The 17938-nt window shown below is 55.8% G+C and carries 15 protein-coding genes and 1 tRNA gene; 12 read left to right on the forward strand and 4 right to left on the reverse strand.

What is annotated here, in order from left to right; translation table 11 throughout:
• Nucleotides 1–532: 532 nt before the first annotated feature.
• Nucleotides 533–619: transfer RNA gene (locus tag ACJJJB_RS02720), tRNA-Leu, on the reverse strand.
• 178 nt (nucleotides 620–797) lie between these two features.
• Here ACJJJB_RS02720 and queA point away from each other — a divergent pair.
• From queA to secF, 4 genes are all read left to right on the forward strand, one after another.
• Nucleotides 798–1871, forward strand: a complete 1074-nt coding sequence (gene queA / locus ACJJJB_RS02725; RefSeq protein WP_282951379.1) for a tRNA preQ1(34) S-adenosylmethionine ribosyltransferase-isomerase QueA — start codon at nucleotides 798–800, stop codon at nucleotides 1869–1871.
• Nucleotides 1872–1885: 14 nt separating this feature from the next.
• Nucleotides 1886–3004, forward strand: a complete 1119-nt coding sequence (gene tgt / locus ACJJJB_RS02730) for a tRNA guanosine(34) transglycosylase Tgt (protein ID WP_445366261.1) — start codon at nucleotides 1886–1888, stop codon at nucleotides 3002–3004.
• Between the two features lie 206 nt (nucleotides 3005–3210).
• Entirely contained in the window at nucleotides 3211–5079 is a 1869-nt protein-coding gene (secD, locus tag ACJJJB_RS02735) for a protein translocase subunit SecD (RefSeq protein WP_020412283.1), read from the forward strand.
• An 11-nt stretch (nucleotides 5080–5090) separates the two neighbouring features.
• Entirely contained in the window at nucleotides 5091–6092 is a 1002-nt protein-coding gene (secF, locus tag ACJJJB_RS02740) for a protein translocase subunit SecF (protein ID WP_020412284.1), read from the forward strand.
• Between the two features lie 156 nt (nucleotides 6093–6248).
• Here secF and ACJJJB_RS02745 read toward each other — a convergent pair whose 3' ends face one another.
• From ACJJJB_RS02745 to pyrC, 3 genes are all read right to left on the reverse strand, one after another.
• Nucleotides 6249–6503 (reverse strand): PFL_1563 family small protein, encoded by a 255-nt coding sequence (locus ACJJJB_RS02745; protein WP_425411204.1) that lies wholly within the window; start codon nucleotides 6501–6503, stop codon nucleotides 6249–6251.
• Between the two features lie 84 nt (nucleotides 6504–6587).
• Nucleotides 6588–7262 (reverse strand): ribonuclease T, encoded by a 675-nt coding sequence (gene rnt / locus ACJJJB_RS02750; RefSeq protein WP_020412286.1) that lies wholly within the window; start codon nucleotides 7260–7262, stop codon nucleotides 6588–6590.
• A 91-nt stretch (nucleotides 7263–7353) separates the two neighbouring features.
• Entirely contained in the window at nucleotides 7354–8385 is a 1032-nt protein-coding gene (gene pyrC / locus ACJJJB_RS02755; RefSeq protein ID WP_020412287.1) for a dihydroorotase, read from the reverse strand.
• A gap of 317 nt (nucleotides 8386–8702) precedes the next feature.
• On the opposite strand from pyrC, the gene ACJJJB_RS02760 reads away from it, so the two are divergent.
• From ACJJJB_RS02760 to ACJJJB_RS02795, 8 genes are all read left to right on the forward strand, one after another.
• On the forward strand, nucleotides 8703–9923 hold the full coding sequence (locus ACJJJB_RS02760; RefSeq protein ID WP_020412288.1) for an argininosuccinate synthase: 1221 nt from the start codon (nucleotides 8703–8705) through the stop codon (nucleotides 9921–9923).
• Nucleotides 9924–10078: 155 nt separating this feature from the next.
• Nucleotides 10079–11533 (forward strand): cytochrome-c oxidase, cbb3-type subunit I, encoded by a 1455-nt coding sequence (gene ccoN / locus ACJJJB_RS02765; RefSeq protein WP_020412289.1) that lies wholly within the window; start codon nucleotides 10079–10081, stop codon nucleotides 11531–11533.
• A gap of 11 nt (nucleotides 11534–11544) precedes the next feature.
• Nucleotides 11545–12162 (forward strand): cytochrome-c oxidase, cbb3-type subunit II, encoded by a 618-nt coding sequence (gene ccoO, locus ACJJJB_RS02770; RefSeq protein ID WP_282951378.1) that lies wholly within the window; start codon nucleotides 11545–11547, stop codon nucleotides 12160–12162.
• 18 nt (nucleotides 12163–12180) lie between these two features.
• Nucleotides 12181–12414: a CcoQ/FixQ family Cbb3-type cytochrome c oxidase assembly chaperone gene (locus tag ACJJJB_RS02775; RefSeq protein ID WP_020412291.1), complete on the forward strand. Its 234-nt coding sequence runs from the start codon at nucleotides 12181–12183 to the stop codon at nucleotides 12412–12414.
• Nucleotides 12414–13322, forward strand: a complete 909-nt coding sequence (gene ccoP, locus ACJJJB_RS02780; protein WP_020412292.1) for a cytochrome-c oxidase, cbb3-type subunit III — start codon at nucleotides 12414–12416, stop codon at nucleotides 13320–13322. Before ACJJJB_RS02775 ends, ccoP begins: the two co-directional genes overlap by 1 nt.
• A 139-nt stretch (nucleotides 13323–13461) precedes the next feature.
• Nucleotides 13462–14880 carry a cytochrome c oxidase accessory protein CcoG gene (gene ccoG, locus ACJJJB_RS02785; RefSeq protein WP_282951377.1) on the forward strand — a complete coding sequence of 473 codons (1419 nt, stop codon included), beginning with the start codon at nucleotides 13462–13464 and terminating at the stop codon, nucleotides 14878–14880.
• A gap of 85 nt (nucleotides 14881–14965) precedes the next feature.
• Nucleotides 14966–15490 (forward strand): FixH family protein, encoded by a 525-nt coding sequence (locus tag ACJJJB_RS02790; RefSeq protein WP_020412294.1) that lies wholly within the window; start codon nucleotides 14966–14968, stop codon nucleotides 15488–15490.
• The gene (locus ACJJJB_RS02795; RefSeq protein ID WP_445365698.1) at nucleotides 15487–17931 is read left to right on the forward strand and encodes a heavy metal translocating P-type ATPase; all 2445 of its coding nucleotides are present in this window, start codon (nucleotides 15487–15489) and stop codon (nucleotides 17929–17931) included. The genes ACJJJB_RS02790 and ACJJJB_RS02795 overlap by 4 nt, the downstream gene beginning before the upstream one ends.
• Nucleotides 17932–17938: the final 7 nt, after the last annotated feature.

Genomic DNA, 17938 nt, shown 5'->3' on the forward strand with positions numbered 1-17938 from the left:
CCTTGTGATTTGTTATCCAGCGAAATTCTATCACTCCAAGAAGATGCACCAAAACCTGTAGCAGGCATCGACCACACACCAATCAAATTTCAATTCCCTTCAAAGCTTCTTGAAGCAATCAAAACAATCAATTCCCCCCAGGCCCCGTACTTTTTAAGGCGTTCAGACGCGATTGATTAAAAAACATACCGTAAAAAATGTCGCCGGTCACTCCTCCCCACGCCTGCCGATTTTGGGCGTTCTTTTAGTTGGTGAAATTGAGAATGGCGACTGGCTGTGAGCTGGTGCGGGCTCCAAGGCAAGTTGGCTTTTCACACAATGAAGAGTTTTGAAGAGAATTGAAGAAGAGTTTCATCAAAGCCGGGGGCGGATATCTGGTGTTCACAGCTGGGCCAAATGCGGACCAAAAAATTTCTGCGTGGACACAATGTGGACACTCTGGGGAATTTAAGCGCCACTTCTAAAAAAATAGGAGGTGCTGAATCGGAAATGAAAAACCCGCGAAAGCTAGGGCTGACGCGGGTTTGAGAGATGGTACCAGAGGCCGGACTCGAACCGGCACGCTTTTAAGGGCGGGGGATTTTGAATCCCCTGTGTCTACCAATTTCACCACTCTGGCACTTTCGCTGCTCGACCTTGGGGTCGGTGCGAAGAGGGCGTGATTATAGCAATGCTTTGGCCGGGGTCAACCAGTGATTTCAATGACTTACGGCATTTTCTGTCGCGCCAGTTAACAGCTCCTAAAATTTCCTATAACCTTCGCGACCTCTCCATAGTTTCTAGATTTCCAGGATTCCATGCAGCGTCAGGACTTTGACTTTCATCTGCCCGATGAGCTGATCGCCCGCGCGCCTACTGAAGAGCGCCGCGGCAGCCGTCTTTTGTGTCTGGATGGGCCCAGCGGGGCCATTACACATCGGCAGTTCCCAGATATTCTCGATCAGGCACAGGCAGGTGACCTGATAGTCTTCAACGATACGCGGGTGATTCCGGCACGTTTGTTCGCGCAGAAGGAAACCGGCGGTAAGCTGGAAATCCTGGTGGAGCGGGTGCTCAATGAGACGGATATCTGGGCCCATGTGCGCTCCAGTAAGTCTCCCAAACCCGGTTCCAGCATCGTTCTTGAAGACGGTACCCGTATAGAGGTTACTGGCAGGAAGGATGCGCTGTTTGAGCTGTCCTTCCCCAAAGAAGAGGGCGTGCTGGCGATTTTGGATCGCCTCGGCCATATGCCGCTGCCTCCTTATATTGATCGCGAAGACGATGCCAGCGATCGCGAGCGCTACCAGACGGTATACGGCCGCAACGCAGGTGCTGTGGCGGCGCCGACGGCGGGGCTGCACTTTGACGATGAAATGATCGGCGCGCTGCGGGATAAAGGTGTCGAGGTTGTGTTCGTTACCCTGCATGTGGGTGCCGGGACTTTCCAGCCGGTGCGCGTGGATAATATTTTTGAGCACCAGATGCACAGCGAAGTGCTGGATGTTTCCCAGGAAGTGGTGGATGCCGTAGCCGCTTGCCGTGCCCGAAATGGCAGTGTGATTGCGGTGGGTACCACCAGTGTGCGCGCACTGGAAAGTGCGGCGCGCGGTGGCGAATTGCAGGCCACGGTGGGGGAGACGGATATCTTTATTTATCCCGGCTATGAATTTCAGGTTGTGGATAAGTTGGTCACCAACTTCCATCTGCCGGAATCCACCCTGTTGATGCTGGTGAGTGCCTTCGCGGGGTACCAGCATACGATGGCCGCATATAAAGCTGCTGTTGAGGAGCGTTACCGTTTCTTTAGTTACGGCGACGCCATGTTTATTACCCGCGATCCCAATGCCAAAAAAGAAGAAGTCGCACCAGCGAAAGGAGATACCCAGTGAGCCGCGAATGTTTTATGCAGTTTGAAGTGGATAACACTGATGGCAAGGCCCGTCGTGGCCGTTTGCGTTTTCCTCGCGGTGTGGTGGAAACCCCGGCGTTTATGCCGGTGGGTACTTACGGCACTGTTAAAGGTATGTTGCCGAGAGATATCGAGGGCATTGGTACACAAATTATTCTGGGCAATACCTTCCATCTGATGCTGCGCCCGGGTACCGAAGTGGTTAAAGCCCATGGCGACCTGCACGACTTCACGCAATGGTCTGGCCCTATCCTCACCGACTCCGGCGGCTTCCAGGTATTTAGCCTGGGTGAGCTGCGCAAGATTACGGAAGAGGGGGTTTCTTTCCGTTCACCCATTGATGGCAGCCCGGTATTCCTGGACCCGGAAGAATCCATGCGTGTTCAGCGGGACCTGGGTTCGGATATCGTGATGATCTTCGATGAGTGCACGCCTTATCCGGCCACTACCGATGAAGCGCGCAAGTCTATGGAGCTGTCCCTGCGTTGGGCGGAGCGCTCCAAGAAAGCCCATGGCGATAGCCCGTCTGCGCTGTTCGGCATTGTGCAGGGCGGTATGTACCCGGAATTGCGCGATGTGTCCCTGCGCGGCCTCACTGAGATTGGTTTCGATGGCTATGCCATTGGCGGCCTGTCGGTGGGTGAGCCGAAAGAGGAGATGATCAAGGTATTGGATCACCTGGCGCACAAGATGCCGGAAGACAAGCCGCGCTATCTGATGGGCGTGGGCAAGCCGGAAGATATTGTTGAAGCGGTGCGTCGCGGTGTGGATATGTTCGACTGTGTCATGCCCACGCGCAATGCGCGCAACGGCCACCTGTTTACCTTTGAAGGTGTGGTGAAGATCCGCAATGCCAAGCATCGCCATGATACGGGCCCCTTGGAAGAAGAGTGCGATTGCTACACCTGTGAAAATTTCTCCCGCGCTTACCTGCATCACCTGGATCGCTGTGGTGAAATTCTCGGTGCGCAGCTGAATACAATTCACAATCTGCGCCACTACCAGCGCCTGATGCAAAAGCTGCGCGATGCGATCGCCGCCAATGAACTGGAGGCGTATGTCGCGGAGTTCTACCGCGGTCTGGGCCGTGAGGTTCCAGCGCTAGAGGCCTGATAGCGCCGTACTTTTATCCTATCTGGGGCACAGTCGATCGCACGATTGTGCCCCTGTCATTTGTCCGTTCATCCGATCCCCGTATAATCAGCCCCCACTTTTATTGGGGGCGGTGTACCTTGCATTCTGCGTATACTGCCCGCATATCCAGGCAAATTGCCAAGATTTACCGGCCCTCGGGGTCACACTAGAACAATGAGAACAGCATGAATCGCTACCCGATCTGGAAGTACTTTCTGATTCTCGCGGTTGTGGCCTTTGGCCTTATCTACGCCGCGCCCAATCTCTATAAGCCGGACCCTGCGGTGCAGATTTCCGGGCAATCCAGTGCCATGGTGATGGATGAGAATGTCCTCACCAAAGCACAAAAGGCCCTGGATGAATCGGGGATTGCGCACTTTGGCGGAGAGGTGGGCGATAAGGCGATATTGATTCGCCTCGAGTCCCAGGATGAGCAGTTGCCGGCCAAGCGCGCGATTCAGGAGGCCCTGGGCCACAGCGATTACGTGGTTGCCCTGAACCTGGCTTCCACCACGCCTCAGTGGTTGAGCGATATTGGCGCAAGCCCGATGAAGCTGGGCCTCGACCTGGCTGGCGGTGTGCACTTCCTGATGGAAGTGGATACCAACACCATCGTAAAAACCAATATGGAAGGCTATGCGCAGGATGTGAAAACCAAACTGCGTGAAGCCAAGGCCCGTTACCGCAGTGTTGACCTGATCGACGATCGCGAAATCGTCGCCCGTTTCCGCAGTGATGAACTGCGCAACCTGGCGCTCTCTACCATGCGTAAGGAATTCCCGCAGCTGCAGCTGCGCGAATCCGGCAGTGGTGAGAACCTGGAGATCCGTGCCACCCTGTCTGAGCAGGAGATCAAGCAGCTTGAGGACTACGCGGTTAGCCAGAACCTGACCACCCTGCGCAACCGGGTGAATGAGCTGGGCGTGGCAGAGCCGATCGTTCAGCGCCAGGGGCGCAACCGTATCGTTGTAGAGCTGCCCGGTGTGCAAGACACCGCCGAGGCCAAGCGTATTATCGGTAAGACCGCCAACCTCGAGTACCGTATGGAAGCCCGCCCCGATGAGCTGGTTACCAACAAAGAGTACTTCGAGTACCGCAGCGAGCAGACGCAGCAGATGTACGGCGGTGCCTGGCTCGAGCGCAAGATTATTATCAAGGGTGACAGCGTTACCAACGCTCGTGTCGGCTATGACGAGAGCGGCTTCCCCCAGGTAAATATCACCCTCGACTCCCGTGGCGGTGAACTCATGCACCGTGCCACCTGGAAAAATGTGGGCCGTCGTATGGGCACCCTGTTTATCGAGACCCGCTTTACCCCGCAAACCAAGATCGATGCGGAGGGCAACGAGATCACCGAGCAGATCAGGACTGAAGACAAGAAGATTATCAGCCTGGCTACCGTGCAGAGTGCCCTCGGCAAGCAGTTCCGTGTTACCGGCCTGGACAGCCCCGCAGAGGCCCAGGAACTGGCCCTGCTGCTGCGCGCCGGTGCCCTGGCAGCTCCCATGTATTTTGTGGAAGAGCGCGTGATTGGCCCATCTTTGGGTGCCGATAACATCAAGGTGGGTATTCAGTCGGTAGAGTACGGCTTGTTGGCGGTACTTATCTGTATGCTGATTTCCTATCGCGTATTTGGTCTGGCTGCGAACCTGGCCCTGGCAGTCAACCTGATTCTGCTGGTGGCGGTGATGTCGATTCTCGGCGCTACCCTGACGCTCCCGGGTATTGCCGGTATCGTTCTGACCGTGGGTATGGCGGTGGATGCCAACGTGCTGATTTTCTCGCGAATACGGGAGGAACTCAGGAATGGGATGCCTCCGCAATCGGCGATTACCGCCGGCTTCGATAATGCTTACAGCACCATTGTGGATGCGAATATCACCACCCTGATTGTGGCGGTTATTCTGTACGCTATTGGTTCCGGTCCGGTTCAGGGCTTCGCGGTAACCCTGTCCATCGGTATTCTCACCTCCATGTTCAGTGCCATTATGGGTACCCGTGCAATCATTAACTTGTTCTACGGCGGTCGCCGTGTACAGAAACTCTGGATTTAAGGAGACTGGCCATGAGTGAGACCAAAGTGGAAAACGGTAAGATCACCGAGTACATGGGCAAGCGCGTTTATGACTTTATGCGCTGGCGCAAGATTGCCGCGGTTGTTTCTGTCATCCTGGTACTGGCATCGATTGGCATACTGGCGGCCAAGGGCCTGAAGTTTGGCCTGGACTTCACCGGCGGTACCCAGGTTGAAGTGGGTTACGAAGTTGCGCCGTTTATTAACGATGTGCGCACCCAGCTGGAAAATGCTGGCTATGATGGCGCTACGGTAGTGAACTACGGCTCCGAAACCGAGCTGATGATCAAGCTGCCGCCGGAGGTAACTGAAGAGGAAACCCAGATCAGTGCTACTGATCAGGAAGCTGTTACACCGATTGGCGACAAGGTGGTAGAAGTGCTGCGTGCAGGCAGCGATGGTACTGTCACCCTGCGCCGTGTGGAAATGGTGGGTCCTCAGGTAGGTGCCGAGCTGCGCGATGATGGCGGCTTGGGCATGCTGGTGGCTCTGGCCCTGGTGATGATCTACGTGGCCCTGCGCTTCCAGTACAAGTTCTCCGTTGGTGCCGTAGCGGCATTGGGGCACGATGTGATTATCGTGCTGGGCTTCTTTGCCCTGCTGGGGCTGGACTTCGACCTCACTGTACTGGCGGCGGTGCTGGCGGTGATCGGTTACTCCCTGAACGATACCATCGTGGTATCTGACCGTATTCGTGAGAACTTCCGCAAGGTGCGCAAGGCTGAGACTGAGGAGATTATTAATATCTCCATTAGCCAGACTCTGGGCCGTACCTTTATGACCTCGTTCACGACCTTGCTGGTGTTGTGGGCGCTGCAGTTCTTCGGCGGGGAGCTGATCCACAACTTCTCCCTGGCGTTGATCGTCGGTGTGGTTGTAGGTACCTACTCTTCTGTGTATGTGGCAGCAAACGTGCTGATGGGACTGAAGATCTCCAAAGAAGATCTGATGCCGCCAGTGAAAGAGGGTGCTGAGCTGGAAGAAATGCCCTGATCCAGGCTAACCCTTAAATTAAAAAGGCCGCTTTAAAGCGGCCTTTTTTGTGCTCCCGGTTTCTCAGTCACCATTAATCAAGTGTAATTAAGTGCTGAAGTCGGGGCCTTTTGTTGGGCTAAATTGGGCTAATTAGTGAAGCCAGTTACGAGCGGTTTAGCTGCGAGGCTTCTTACCCAGGGTGATGTGCTTGGGGCCGGAGGTGTTGGTCTGGCCGCTCACACCCTTGGGCACCTGCTCAATCTCGCCACCCTTGGCCAGGAAAGCCTGCACCTGCGCTTCAATGCTCTCGCTGGTCTCTAACGGAGCGCTCTGCTTGCGACTGGAAGACGAGGATGCTTTTTTGGCCACGATAACTATCCGGTTTATGGGTTGGCCGGACATCATACATTGTTTTGAACAAAAAATCACCCAAACGCCTAAGCGCTGCACATAGCGGTCAGTTTGCCGCCGGGTGCAGCGGCACGGTGTGTCACACAGAGGTAATTTCTGGGGCTATTCCACTTCCTGCTCTGCAGGTGCCTCGGTAGCCAGTGGCCAGCCGCCCATTTCCCGCCACTTGTTTACGATTCCACAGAACAGGGTTGCGGTTTTCTCCGCATCGTACTCTGCGGAGTGGGCGCAGCTATTGTCGAACTCGATACCTGCGGCCTGGCAGGCTTTGGCCAGAACCGTTTGGCCATAGGCGAGCCCGGCGAGACTGGCGGTATCGAAACAGGAGAAGGGATGGAATGGGTTGCGCTTGATTCCGGTCCGCTCAACGACGGCGTTAACAAATCCCAGATCGAAATGGGCATTGTGAGCAACCACGATGGCGCGGGTACAACTGTGTTTTTTCACCGCACTGCGGATTTTGCGGAACAGCTCTGGCAGAGCAATTTCTTCAGGCCAGGCATCGCGATCGGGGGACTCCAGGTCGATACCGATAAAATCCAGGGCCGACTGCTCTACGTTGGCGCCCTCAAATGGTTCCAGGTGGAAACTGTGGGTCTCATGGGGGACGAGGTTGCCCTCCGCATCCATATCCAGAATAACCGCCGAAATCTCCAGCAGGGCATCGGTACGCGCGTTAAAGCCGCCGGTTTCCAGGTCGATAACAACCGGCAGGAAGCCGCGAAATCGCTGGGCGAGGGGGCTCTTGGGTCCTGTTGGTTCTTCCGCGGGGGTCACTTTGGGTCCTTGTAAATCTCAATTGTGCCGGGGTTGCTTGGACCCGGGCATGAGCGGGCTTGCTATTGGCCCGCAACAGTTCAAACCGGAATTATACGAGTTTCCAGTTCAGGGTTTCACCGGCATTCAGGGGTATCAGGTTCTCACCGCCCATATCCAGGCTTTCCGGCAGGGTCCACGGTTGTTTGACCAGGGTGATGGTGTCCTGGTTGCGTGGCAGACCGTAAAAGTCGGGCCCGAAATTACTCGCGAAACCTTCCAGCTTATCCAGCTTGCCGGCGCGCTCAAAAGCTTCGGCGTACAGCTCTATGGCGGAGTAGGCAGTGTAACAACCGGCGCAGCCGCATTCGTGTTCTTTTTTATGGTGAGCGTGGGGGGCCGAGTCGGTGCCGAGGAAAAATTTCGGGCTGCCGCTGGTGGCCGCTTCGATCAGAGCTGACTGGTGATCGCCGCGCTTGAGGATTGGCAGGCAGTAGTAGTGCGGGCGAATACCACCAACCAGCATATGGTTGCGGTTGTACAGCAGGTGGTGGGCGGTAATGGTCGCGGCCACACCATCGCGGGCATTCTGTACAAACTCAGCGGCATTCGCAGTGGTAATGTGCTCAAAAACCACTTTCAACGTGGGAAAATCTTCCACCAGGCGCGACAGGGTTTTCTCAATAAATACCTGCTCGCGATCGAAAATATCGATATCGTTGGTGGTTACCTCCCCGTGCAGCAGCAGCTTCATGCCGCAGGACTGCATTTCCTCCAGGGCGGGGTAAATATTGGCGATGTCGGTTACCCCGGAATCGGAATTCGTGGTTGCTCCGGCAGGGTATAGTTTTGCTGCGATCACACCGGCAGCGTGCGCCTGGCGGATTACTTCGGCATCGGTCTTATCGGTCAGGTAAATAACCATCAGCGGCTCAAAAGCGCGGCCGGCCGGAATATGCGCGCGGATACGCTCGCGATAGGCCAGGGCCATATCGGCGTTGGTAACTGGTGGTACCAGGTTGGGCATCACTATTGCGCGGTGAAATTGTTGGGCGGCATCGCCTACTGTGCGTTCTAAAGCGGCGCCATCGCGCAGGTGAATATGCCAGTCGTCAGGGGCGCGAAGAGTGATTTGCTCCGTCATGGTACTCCGTGGTCTTGGACGCTGTAGTGAGTCGTTGTGCGGCGCGCATGCTACCCGATGCGGGGTGAAATTGCGATGCACAAAAGGGTTAAAAATTAATCAATTGTGTCTACAAGTGTCTTGGCGCTAGTCGATTGCGAGCTGAGGCGCTACAATCGCGCCCCGATAAACAGTGTGGGTATTATTGTGCCCATAATACCGACCCTGGGTATACCTCCAAGAATAACTCCCCCAGACCGACATTAATTCGCGCAGAGGCGATCCATATCGCCGTGCCTAATGTTGTGACGGCGTGTTCCCGGCAGCAGAGGATAGCAATGAGCAAAATCGAGAAGGTAGTACTGGCATATTCCGGCGGACTGGATACGTCGGTAATTGTGCGCTGGCTGCAGGAAACTTACGGTTGTGAGGTGGTAACTTTTACCGCTGATATCGGCCAGGGCGAGGAAGTGGAACCCGCCCGAGCCAAGGCTGAGGCCCTGGGTGTAAAAGAAATTTATATCGACGACCTGCGCGAAGAGTACGTGCGCGATTTCGTCTTCCCGATGTTCCGTGCCAACGCGATTTACGAAGGTGAGTATTTGCTGGGCACCTCCATCGCGCGCCCGCTGATCGCCAAGCGCCTGATCGAGATTGCCAACGAGACCGGTGCCGATGCTATCTCCCATGGCGCCACTGGCAAGGGCAACGACCAGGTGCGTTTCGAACTGGGTGCCTATGCGTTGAAGCCAGGTATCCAGGTAATTGCTCCCTGGCGCGAGTGGGACCTAAATTCCCGCGAAAAGCTGATGCAGTATTGCGAACAGCATAAAATTCCGGTGGATTTCTCCTCCAGCAAAAAGAAATCCCCTTACTCAATGGATGCCAACCTGCTGCATATCTCTTACGAGGGCGGCAACCTTGAGGACCCATGGGCGGAAGCCGAGGAAGATATGTGGCGTTGGAGTGTCAGCCCCGAAGCTGCACCAGAAGAGCCGACCTATATTACTTTGGGCTTTGAGAAGGGGGATCCCGTTTCTATCGACGGTGAGCGCTTAAGCCCTGCTACTTTGCTTGAGAAACTGAATAAGTTGGGCGGAGCCAACGGCATTGGTCGCTTGGATATTGTGGAAAACCGCTACGTGGGAATGAAGTCCCGCGGCTGCTACGAAACACCTGGCGGCACCATTTTGATGAAGGCGCACCGCGCCATTGAGTCCATCACGCTGGATCGCGAAGTGGCTCATATGAAAGATTCCCTGATGCCGCGCTACGCTGAACTGATTTATAACGGCTACTGGTGGTCACCGGAGCGCAGCATGCTGCAGGCTGCGATCGATGAATCCCAGCTGGTGGTTAACGGTGAAGTACGCCTGAAACTCTATAAGGGTAGTGTGAGCGCAGTGGGCCGCCGTTCTGCGGACAGCCTCTTCGACGAGCGTATCGCTACCTTCGAAGACGATGCCGGGGCCTACGACCAGAAAGATGCAGAGGGCTTTATTAAGCTCAACGCCCTGCGTCTGCGGATCGCCGCCGGTAAGGGAAGAAAATTGATTTAGTTGATTTAGATCATCCTTGGCTAGTGCGGGGTGCGCTTAAATCCTTATCTGGCCAATAAAGTGACAGCTGTGTTTGCGCATAGCTGCCGCAGACCATGCGGTGGGCCAGTCCCGCTCAGTGGAACCGATTTTAAAAAAGCAACGGAAGTTTAAACATGACGACAACGGTGGCAAAGACCGGCCCTGTGCCGGACTATGACTACAATATCGTGCGCCAGTTCACCATCATGTCCGTGGTCTGGGGCATTTTTGGTATGGGCATGGGCGTATTGATCGCGGCCCAGCTGGCCTGGCCAGAACTCAATGATTTCTGGCAGCCCTTCTCGCACTTTGGGCGCTTGAGGCCATTACACACCAATGCGGTAATTTTCGCCTTTGGTGGTAGTGTTCTGTTTGCCACCTCTTACTATGTAGTGCAGCGCACCTGTCAGGTTCGCCTGTGGGGCGGCTGGCTGATTCCCTTTACTTTCTGGGGATGGCAGGCCGTTATCGTGGCAGCGGCTATCACCCTGCCGATGGGCTTCACTTCCACTAAAGAATACGCCGAACTCGAGTGGCCGATTGATATCCTGATCGCCCTGGTTTGGGTGGCCTACGCGCTGGTGTTCTTCGGTACCATCATGAAGCGCAGAACCTCCCACATCTACGTGGCGAACTGGTTCTTCGGTGCTTATATCGTCACTATTGCTGTACTCCATATTATTAATAATTTGGAGATCCCGGTTGCTCCTTTCAAGTCTTACTCTATCTACTCAGGCACCAAGGACGCAATGATCCAGTGGTGGTATGGCCATAACGCAGTAGGGTTCTTCCTGACTGCTGCCTTCCTGGGGATCATGTACTACTTCGTACCTAAGCAGGCGGGCCGTCCGGTTTATTCCTACCAGCTTTCTATCGTGCATTTCTGGGCCCTGATTTCCCTGTACGTATGGGCTGGTGGCCACCACCTGCACTACTCAGCGCTGCCTGACTGGGCCCAGAGCCTGGCGATGGTAATGTCCCTGATCCTGCTGGCTCCATCCTGGGGTGGTATGATCAACGGCATCATGACCCTGTCCGGTGCTTGGCACAAACTGCGCACCGACCCGACCCTGCGCTTCCTGGTGGTATCCCTGTCCTTCTACGGTATGTCCACCTTCGAAGGCCCGATGATGTCCATCAAGACTGTAAACGCCCTGTCCCACAACACCGACTGGACTGTTGGCCACGTACACTCCGGTGCATTGGGCTGGGTTGCCATGATTTCTATCGGTGCTCTCTATCACCTGGTTCCAGTGCTCTGGAAGCGTCGCGAAATGTACAGCACCAAGCTGATTAACGCGCACTTCTGGCTGGCTACTGTAGGCACGGTACTGTACATCGCTGCTATGTGGGTGAACGGTATTACCCAGGGCCTGATGTGGCGTGCATTCAACGCTGACGGCACCCTGACCTATAGCTTTGTGGAAAGTGTGGTTGCGAGCCACCCAGGTTATGTAGTGCGCTGGTTGGGCGGAGCCATGTTCCTGCTGGGCATGCTGCTGATGGCTTACAACGTTTACCGTACGATCACCGAGAAGGTAAACGATGCCGAAGCCGATAACACCGTTCGAGCTGTACCGGCGGCATAGGAGAGCAGACCGTGAAGAATCATGACATCGTAGAAAAAAATATTGGCTGGATGATCTTTTTCATCATTATCGCCATTAGCTTCGGCGCTCTGGTGGAGATCGTTCCGCAGTTCTTTACCAAGGCGAACTACACGCCCCTGCCGGGCCAGAAGCCGCTGACGGCATTGGAGCTGGAAGGCCGCGATATCTATATCCGCGAAGGCTGTCACGTGTGTCACACCCAGATGGTGCGCCCGCTGCGCGCTGAGGTGGAGCGCTATGGACACTACTCTATGGCCGAGGAATCCGTGTACGAGCACCCCTTCCTGTGGGGCTCCAAGCGTACCGGTCCCGACCTGGCTCGTGTAGGCGGCCGTTACTCCGATGAGTGGCAGCGCGCTCACTTGTACAACCCGCGCAGCGTTGTACCCGAGTCCATCATGCCGGCCTACCCTTGGTTGTTCGACAATGTAGTTACTGGCAATTACACCGCGCGCAAGATGGAAGCACTGCGTCTCGTCGGTGTGCCCTACACCGATGAGGACATCGCCAACGCCTCCAAGCCTTTCGAAGGCGGCAAGGTTAAGGAAATCGATGCTCTGGTCGCTTACTTGCAACAGCTGGGTACCCTGGTTACCCAAAAACGCTAATAGCGAGGAAGGAAACTCGTGACTATCGAAACATTGCGGGAAATCGGACTGGTTTTGGGATCAATCGCCTTTCTGGCTATCTGCTGGTGGGCCTTCTCTCCGAAGCGCAAGAAGCGCTTCGAGGAAGATGCCAATTTGCCATTTGCCGATGAAGAGCAACAGGCCGATAAGGATGAGTCGGCCGCTCAGAAGGATGAATCCAAATCCGGGCAAGAGTCCGGGACTGAACGAAAACAGGGGCAGGACAAGTAATGAGTACATTCTGGAGTGTGTGGGTAATTGTACTCACCCTCGCCAATCTGGCGTTGATTACCTGGGTGTTGTTCGCCAACCGAAAAGTGGCAGTTGACGACCAGGCAGAACCGGAAAACAAAACCACAGGCCACGTGTACGACGGCATTGAGGAGTACGACAACCCTCTGCCCAAGTGGTGGTTCATGCTGTTTATCGCCACGCTGGTGTTTTCAGCGGTATACCTGGTGATCTACCCAGGAATGGGTAACTTCAAAGGCCTTGGTGGTTGGTCATCTGTCGGCGCGCTGGAAGCTTCCCAGGCTAAGGCCCAGGAGAAGTTCGACGAGCAGTTTGGCATTTATCTCGATATGCCCATTGAGGAAATCGCCCAGAGCCCGCAGGCACTGAAAATGGGTTCCCGTATCTTCGCCAACAACTGTGCTGTATGTCACGGTGCGGATGCCGGCGGTAACTTCGGCTTCCCTAACCTGACCGACAACGCCTGGCTTTACGGCGGTACCCCGGAGAAAATCCTGGAAACCCTGTACAACGGCCGTCAGGGCATGATGCCTCCGCAAGGGCCGGTGATTGGAGAAGAAGGTGTTAAGAACGCCACTGAGTATGTTCTCTCCCTGAATGGCCTCGAGCATGACAAGGCTATGGCTGCGGAAGGACAGAAGGTCTTCAATACCGTGTGTATGGCCTGTCACGGTATGGACGCCAAGGGTAACCAGCTCCTCGGTGCGCCAAACCTGACCGATGACCTGTGGCTGTATGGCAGCGATCGTGCGCAAATCCAGCACACGATCCGCAGCGGCCGTAGCAATATGATGCCCGCGCAGAAAGATAAGCTGCGCGAAGACAAGATCCGCTTAGTAGCGGCCTATGTCTACAACTTGTCCAAACAGGACGAGGAACAGCAGTAATCGAATAAGGCCCGGCTATGCTGGGCCTTATTTTTTTGGAAGGAACTCCGGGTGCTGCAGGGACGGAGATAAAAGCCTCATACATAAGTGGCTGACTGTGCCCGCGTGCAGATAATGCCCGTGCGAGAGTGAGGTTTTTGTGAGTGACTTGATTCCCACCCGCGAAGAGCAGGAAGGTAACGGTGAAGTTCGCTACCGCATGCTCTACGAATCGGATGACAAAATTTATATTCGCCATATCCGTGGTATTTACACCCGGATTCGCAAATATACCGGCCTACCGTTACTGTTGGCTTTCTTCTTTATCCCCTGGATTAATATCGACGGGCGCCAGTCTGTCTTCTTCGATCTTCCCACCCGCCAGTTTCATATCCTCGGTACCACCTTCGGCCCACAGGATGGCTTCCTGCTAGCCTGGTTGCTGATTATTGCTGCCTTTGCCCTGTTTGCCGTTACCACCTGGATGGGGCGGGTCTGGTGCGGTTTTACCTGTCCACAGACTGTCTGGACCATGATGTTTATGTGGGCCGAGCGAGTTTGTGAGGGCGATCGCAACAAGCGGATGAAGCTCGATAAGGCCCCCTGGAACGCGGAGAAAATCCTGCGTAAAGGTGGCACCCACGCTATCTGGCTGCTGATTTCTCTCGCCACAGCTCTGGCTTTCGTTGGTTACTTCTATGGTATCCGCGACCTGGTGGTAGACCTCGCGACCTTTGATGCCCATCCGCAGGGGGTCTTTTGGGTCGCCTTCTTTACTTTTGCCACCTACATGAATGCGGGCTTCCTGCGTGAGCAGGTGTGCAAGTACATGTGCCCCTATGCGCGCTTTCAGTCGGTGATGTACGACCAGGACACTCTTGCGGTCTATTACGATGCACAGCGCGGCGAGACCCGTGGTCCACGCAAGAAGAACGTGGACTACAAGGCCGAGGGTATGGGTGACTGTATCGATTGCTACTGGTGTGTGCAGGTATGTCCTGTGGATATCGATATTCGCGATGGCATGCAGTATGAATGCATTAACTGTGGTCTATGTGTTGACGCCTGTAACAGCGTCATGGACAAAATGGGTTATGACCGCGGCCTGATTCGTTTTACCTCAGAAGACGAGTTGGAGACCGGAAAGACCAATTACCTGCGTCCGCGCCTGTTTGGTTATGCCATTGTCCTGTTGGCAATGGTTGGCTTGTTCTCCCATCAGGTGGCTACACGTAACCCGATTGAGACTGAAATTACCCGCGATCGCGGTGCGCGAATGTACCGAGTATCCCAGGGACTGGTGCAGAATGTGTATACCGTGAAGATCAGCAATATGGATCAAGCGGCACATGAGTTCACTATCCGTGTGGAGGGCAACCCGAATTACGATTATTCGGTTCGCAAGCCGCGTACGATCTACCTGGAGGCGGGGGAGATTTTCCCGGTACCGATCCGGGTGAGTGTGCCCAAGACACAGTTGAAAGAGAGCAAGCACGATATCGATATCGTAGTGGAGGCTGTCGATAACCCTGAGCTGGTCGACAAGCACCGAACGGTATTTATTGGTCCCAAGCAGTAGACGGGACGCCGTTCCCGTTGCAAAGTACGGGCCCGCCCAGGTGGGCTCGACTTTTCTGCATAAAACGGTAATTTTTGGTAACGCGATGAATGAACCAACCTCGAAACCCTGGTATCGGGAATTCTGGGCCTGGATGGTCCTGGCACCGCTGATTACAGTGCTGGTAGTGTCCTCTATCACGGTTTCTATAGCTGTGCGCCACGCTGACGATGAGGTCAGGGACACTTATCACAAAGACAGCCGTATGTACCATTTTTCTGCTGAGCAGGACCAGCGGGCCAAAGCCCTGGGATTGGCGGCGATGGTCCAGTTCCAGCGGGGCGATCGCGGGGTGGTTGTCGAACTGAACGGTAATACCGAGTATCCCGAGAAGCTGTTGCTTACCCTCAGCCACCCGCTAGAGGAAGATCTGGATCAGCATATTGTGTTATCCCAGCTCTCCGTTGGGCGCTATTCAGGCTCTGTGCCCGTGGATTTGAACAATCGCTGGTATCTGCGCCTGATGCCTGAACTCGATCCTGAGCTCCACAAAAACGCAGAGTGGCGTCTTAAGGGAGAGATTAATTTCGATCTGGGTGAGGCGGCGCCCCTGAACGCTGCCAGTCGATGACATCCCCCTGTTATCACTGCGGACTTCCGGTCCCTGCCGGTAGCAACCATTCGGTTGTTATTGAGGGGGCTGCACGTGATATGTGTTGCCCCGGCTGTGAGGCCGTGGCGACGGCCATTGTTTCCGGTGGCCTGGATGGCTTCTATCGCTACCGGGAAAAGCAAAGTGACCGCCCGGAACAGGCCCAGCCGCGGGACCGCTGGACCGCCTACGATCTCCCCGAAGTACAGCAGCAGTTTGTTCACGACTGGGATGGCGGCAGCAAGATGGCGGCGCTGCTGATCGGTGGTATTACCTGTGCCGCCTGTGTGTGGTTGATTGAAAAGCACCTGGGACATTTGGCGGGGGTTGGAAAGGTCTCAGTCAATGCCAGTACCCAGCGTGCCCAGATTGTGTTTGATCCTGAGCAGATTAAACCGAGCCAGCTTTTTGAGGCGTTGGAGCGCATTGGCTATCGCCCGGCTCCGGCCACCGCTGCCAACCGGGAAAATGTAATCCAGGCCGAACATCGGGCAGCCCTGCGCCGCCTTGGGGTTGCGGGCCTGGGTACCATGCAGGTGATGATGTTCGCTATCGCCCTGTACTTTGGCGCTGGTAGCGATGGTGTCGGTGAGTTTGAGCGCTATTTCCGTTGGGTGTCGCTATTGGTAGCGACACCAGTGGTGTTCTATGCGGCGCGCCCCTTCTTTAGCGCAGCACTGCGCAGCCTGCGCGCCCGTCACCTGAGTATGGATGTACCTGTCTCCATCGCTATTGGCCTGGCCTACGGTGCCAGTTTCTACGCCACGGTATTTGGCACCGGCGAGGTGTACTTCGAATCCATCTCCATGTTCACCTTCTTCTTGCTGCTTGGGCGCACGGTTGAGATGCGTGCGCGTCATCGTGCTGGGCTCGCCAGTGGCGGCCTGGCCCAGCTGCTGCCGATGACTGCAGCCAGGTATCAAGGCGATGAAGTGGTTCATGTACCGGTGGCCGCTTTGGTGGCTGGCGACCGGATTTTGTTGCGGCCCGGCGACACGATTCCCGCTGACGGCGAAGTGCTGGAAGGGGAGAGTGGCGTGGATGAATCGCTGCTCAGTGGCGAATCCGCCCTGCAGCAAAAGCTCGTGGGCAGTCCTGTGTATGCAGGCAGTGTCAACGGTGACTCCAGCCTGACTGTGTGTGTGACCGCAGCCGGCCAGTCTACAAGGCTGTCTGCCATCGAGCGTCTGGTGGAGCGCGCCCAACTGGATAAGCCGGCCCAGGTGGCCCTGGCAGACCGGGTCGCCGGTGTTTTTGTCGGGGTTGTATTGCTGGCGGCTGTGGGGGCCTTCGCGGTTTGGTGGCAGCTGGACCCGAGCAGGGCTTTCTGGGTAGCTCTGTCTGTATTGGTGGTGACATGCCCCTGTGCTTTGTCCCTGGCGACACCGGCGGCGCTGGCCTCAGCGACTTTGCGATTGCAGGAACTGGGGCTCCTGGTGGCCGGTGGCAGCCTTCTGGAAACACTGCCGCGTATCAGTCGCGTTGTGTTCGATAAAACCGGCACCCTAACTCGCGGTGAGCCGCGCATCCTGGAAATTCAATTGATGCGCGATGGCTGGGCCGAACAGCGGGTTAAGGATGTAGCTGCAGCCCTGGAATCACAGACCCACCACCCCTTGGCCCGTGCATTTCGCGCTTGGCGCGGCAACCTTACAGCGAGCAAGCTGAAGGTGCATACCGGTCGCGGCCTGGAGGGGCAGATCGAAGGGGTTGATTATCGCCTGGGCCGTGCCGATTTCGCTGCACCTGAAATACTGGCGCAGCCGCAGGGTGAGGGGCAGTGGTTGCTGCTTGCTGATGGAGACGGCCCTATCGCCTGGATCGCCTTGGGGGATAAACTGCGTGAGACAGCTCGGGATGCGGTACATCAGCTCGAAAAACTGGGCTTGTCGGTAGAGTTACTGAGTGGTGATCAGTCCAACGAGGTTCAGCGCCTGGCCTCGCAGGCTTCCATTGCCCACTTCCGTGCCGGTGCTTCACCGGAAGACAAGCTCTCCCATATGCAGCAGTTACAGGCCGGTGAAGAGAAGGTCCTGATGGTTGGCGATGGGCTCAATGATGTCCCGGTACTGTCGGGAGCGGATGCCTCGGTGGCGATGATGTCCGCTGCGGACTTGGCTCAATCCCGTGCCGATGCCATCTTGCTGAATGGTGACCTGCAGGTGCTTCCCCAGGCAATTTCCCTGGCGCGCAAATGCCGCCAGATAGTTCGGCAAAATCTGGCCTGGGCCCTGGGTTACAACGCCATTGCACTACCGTTGGCGGTTTGCGGCCTGGTACCGCCCTGGGCTGCGGCCATTGGTATGTCGGCCAGTTCGCTGGTGGTGGTTCTTAACGCCTTGCGCCTGTCCCGTGCCAATGCGTCGACGGAAAGTGCGGACAGCTCGGTGCCTGGTATGCAGGCACACCATGCAAATTAAAGAGAGG

It is taken from the genome of Microbulbifer variabilis, assembly GCF_052468405.1.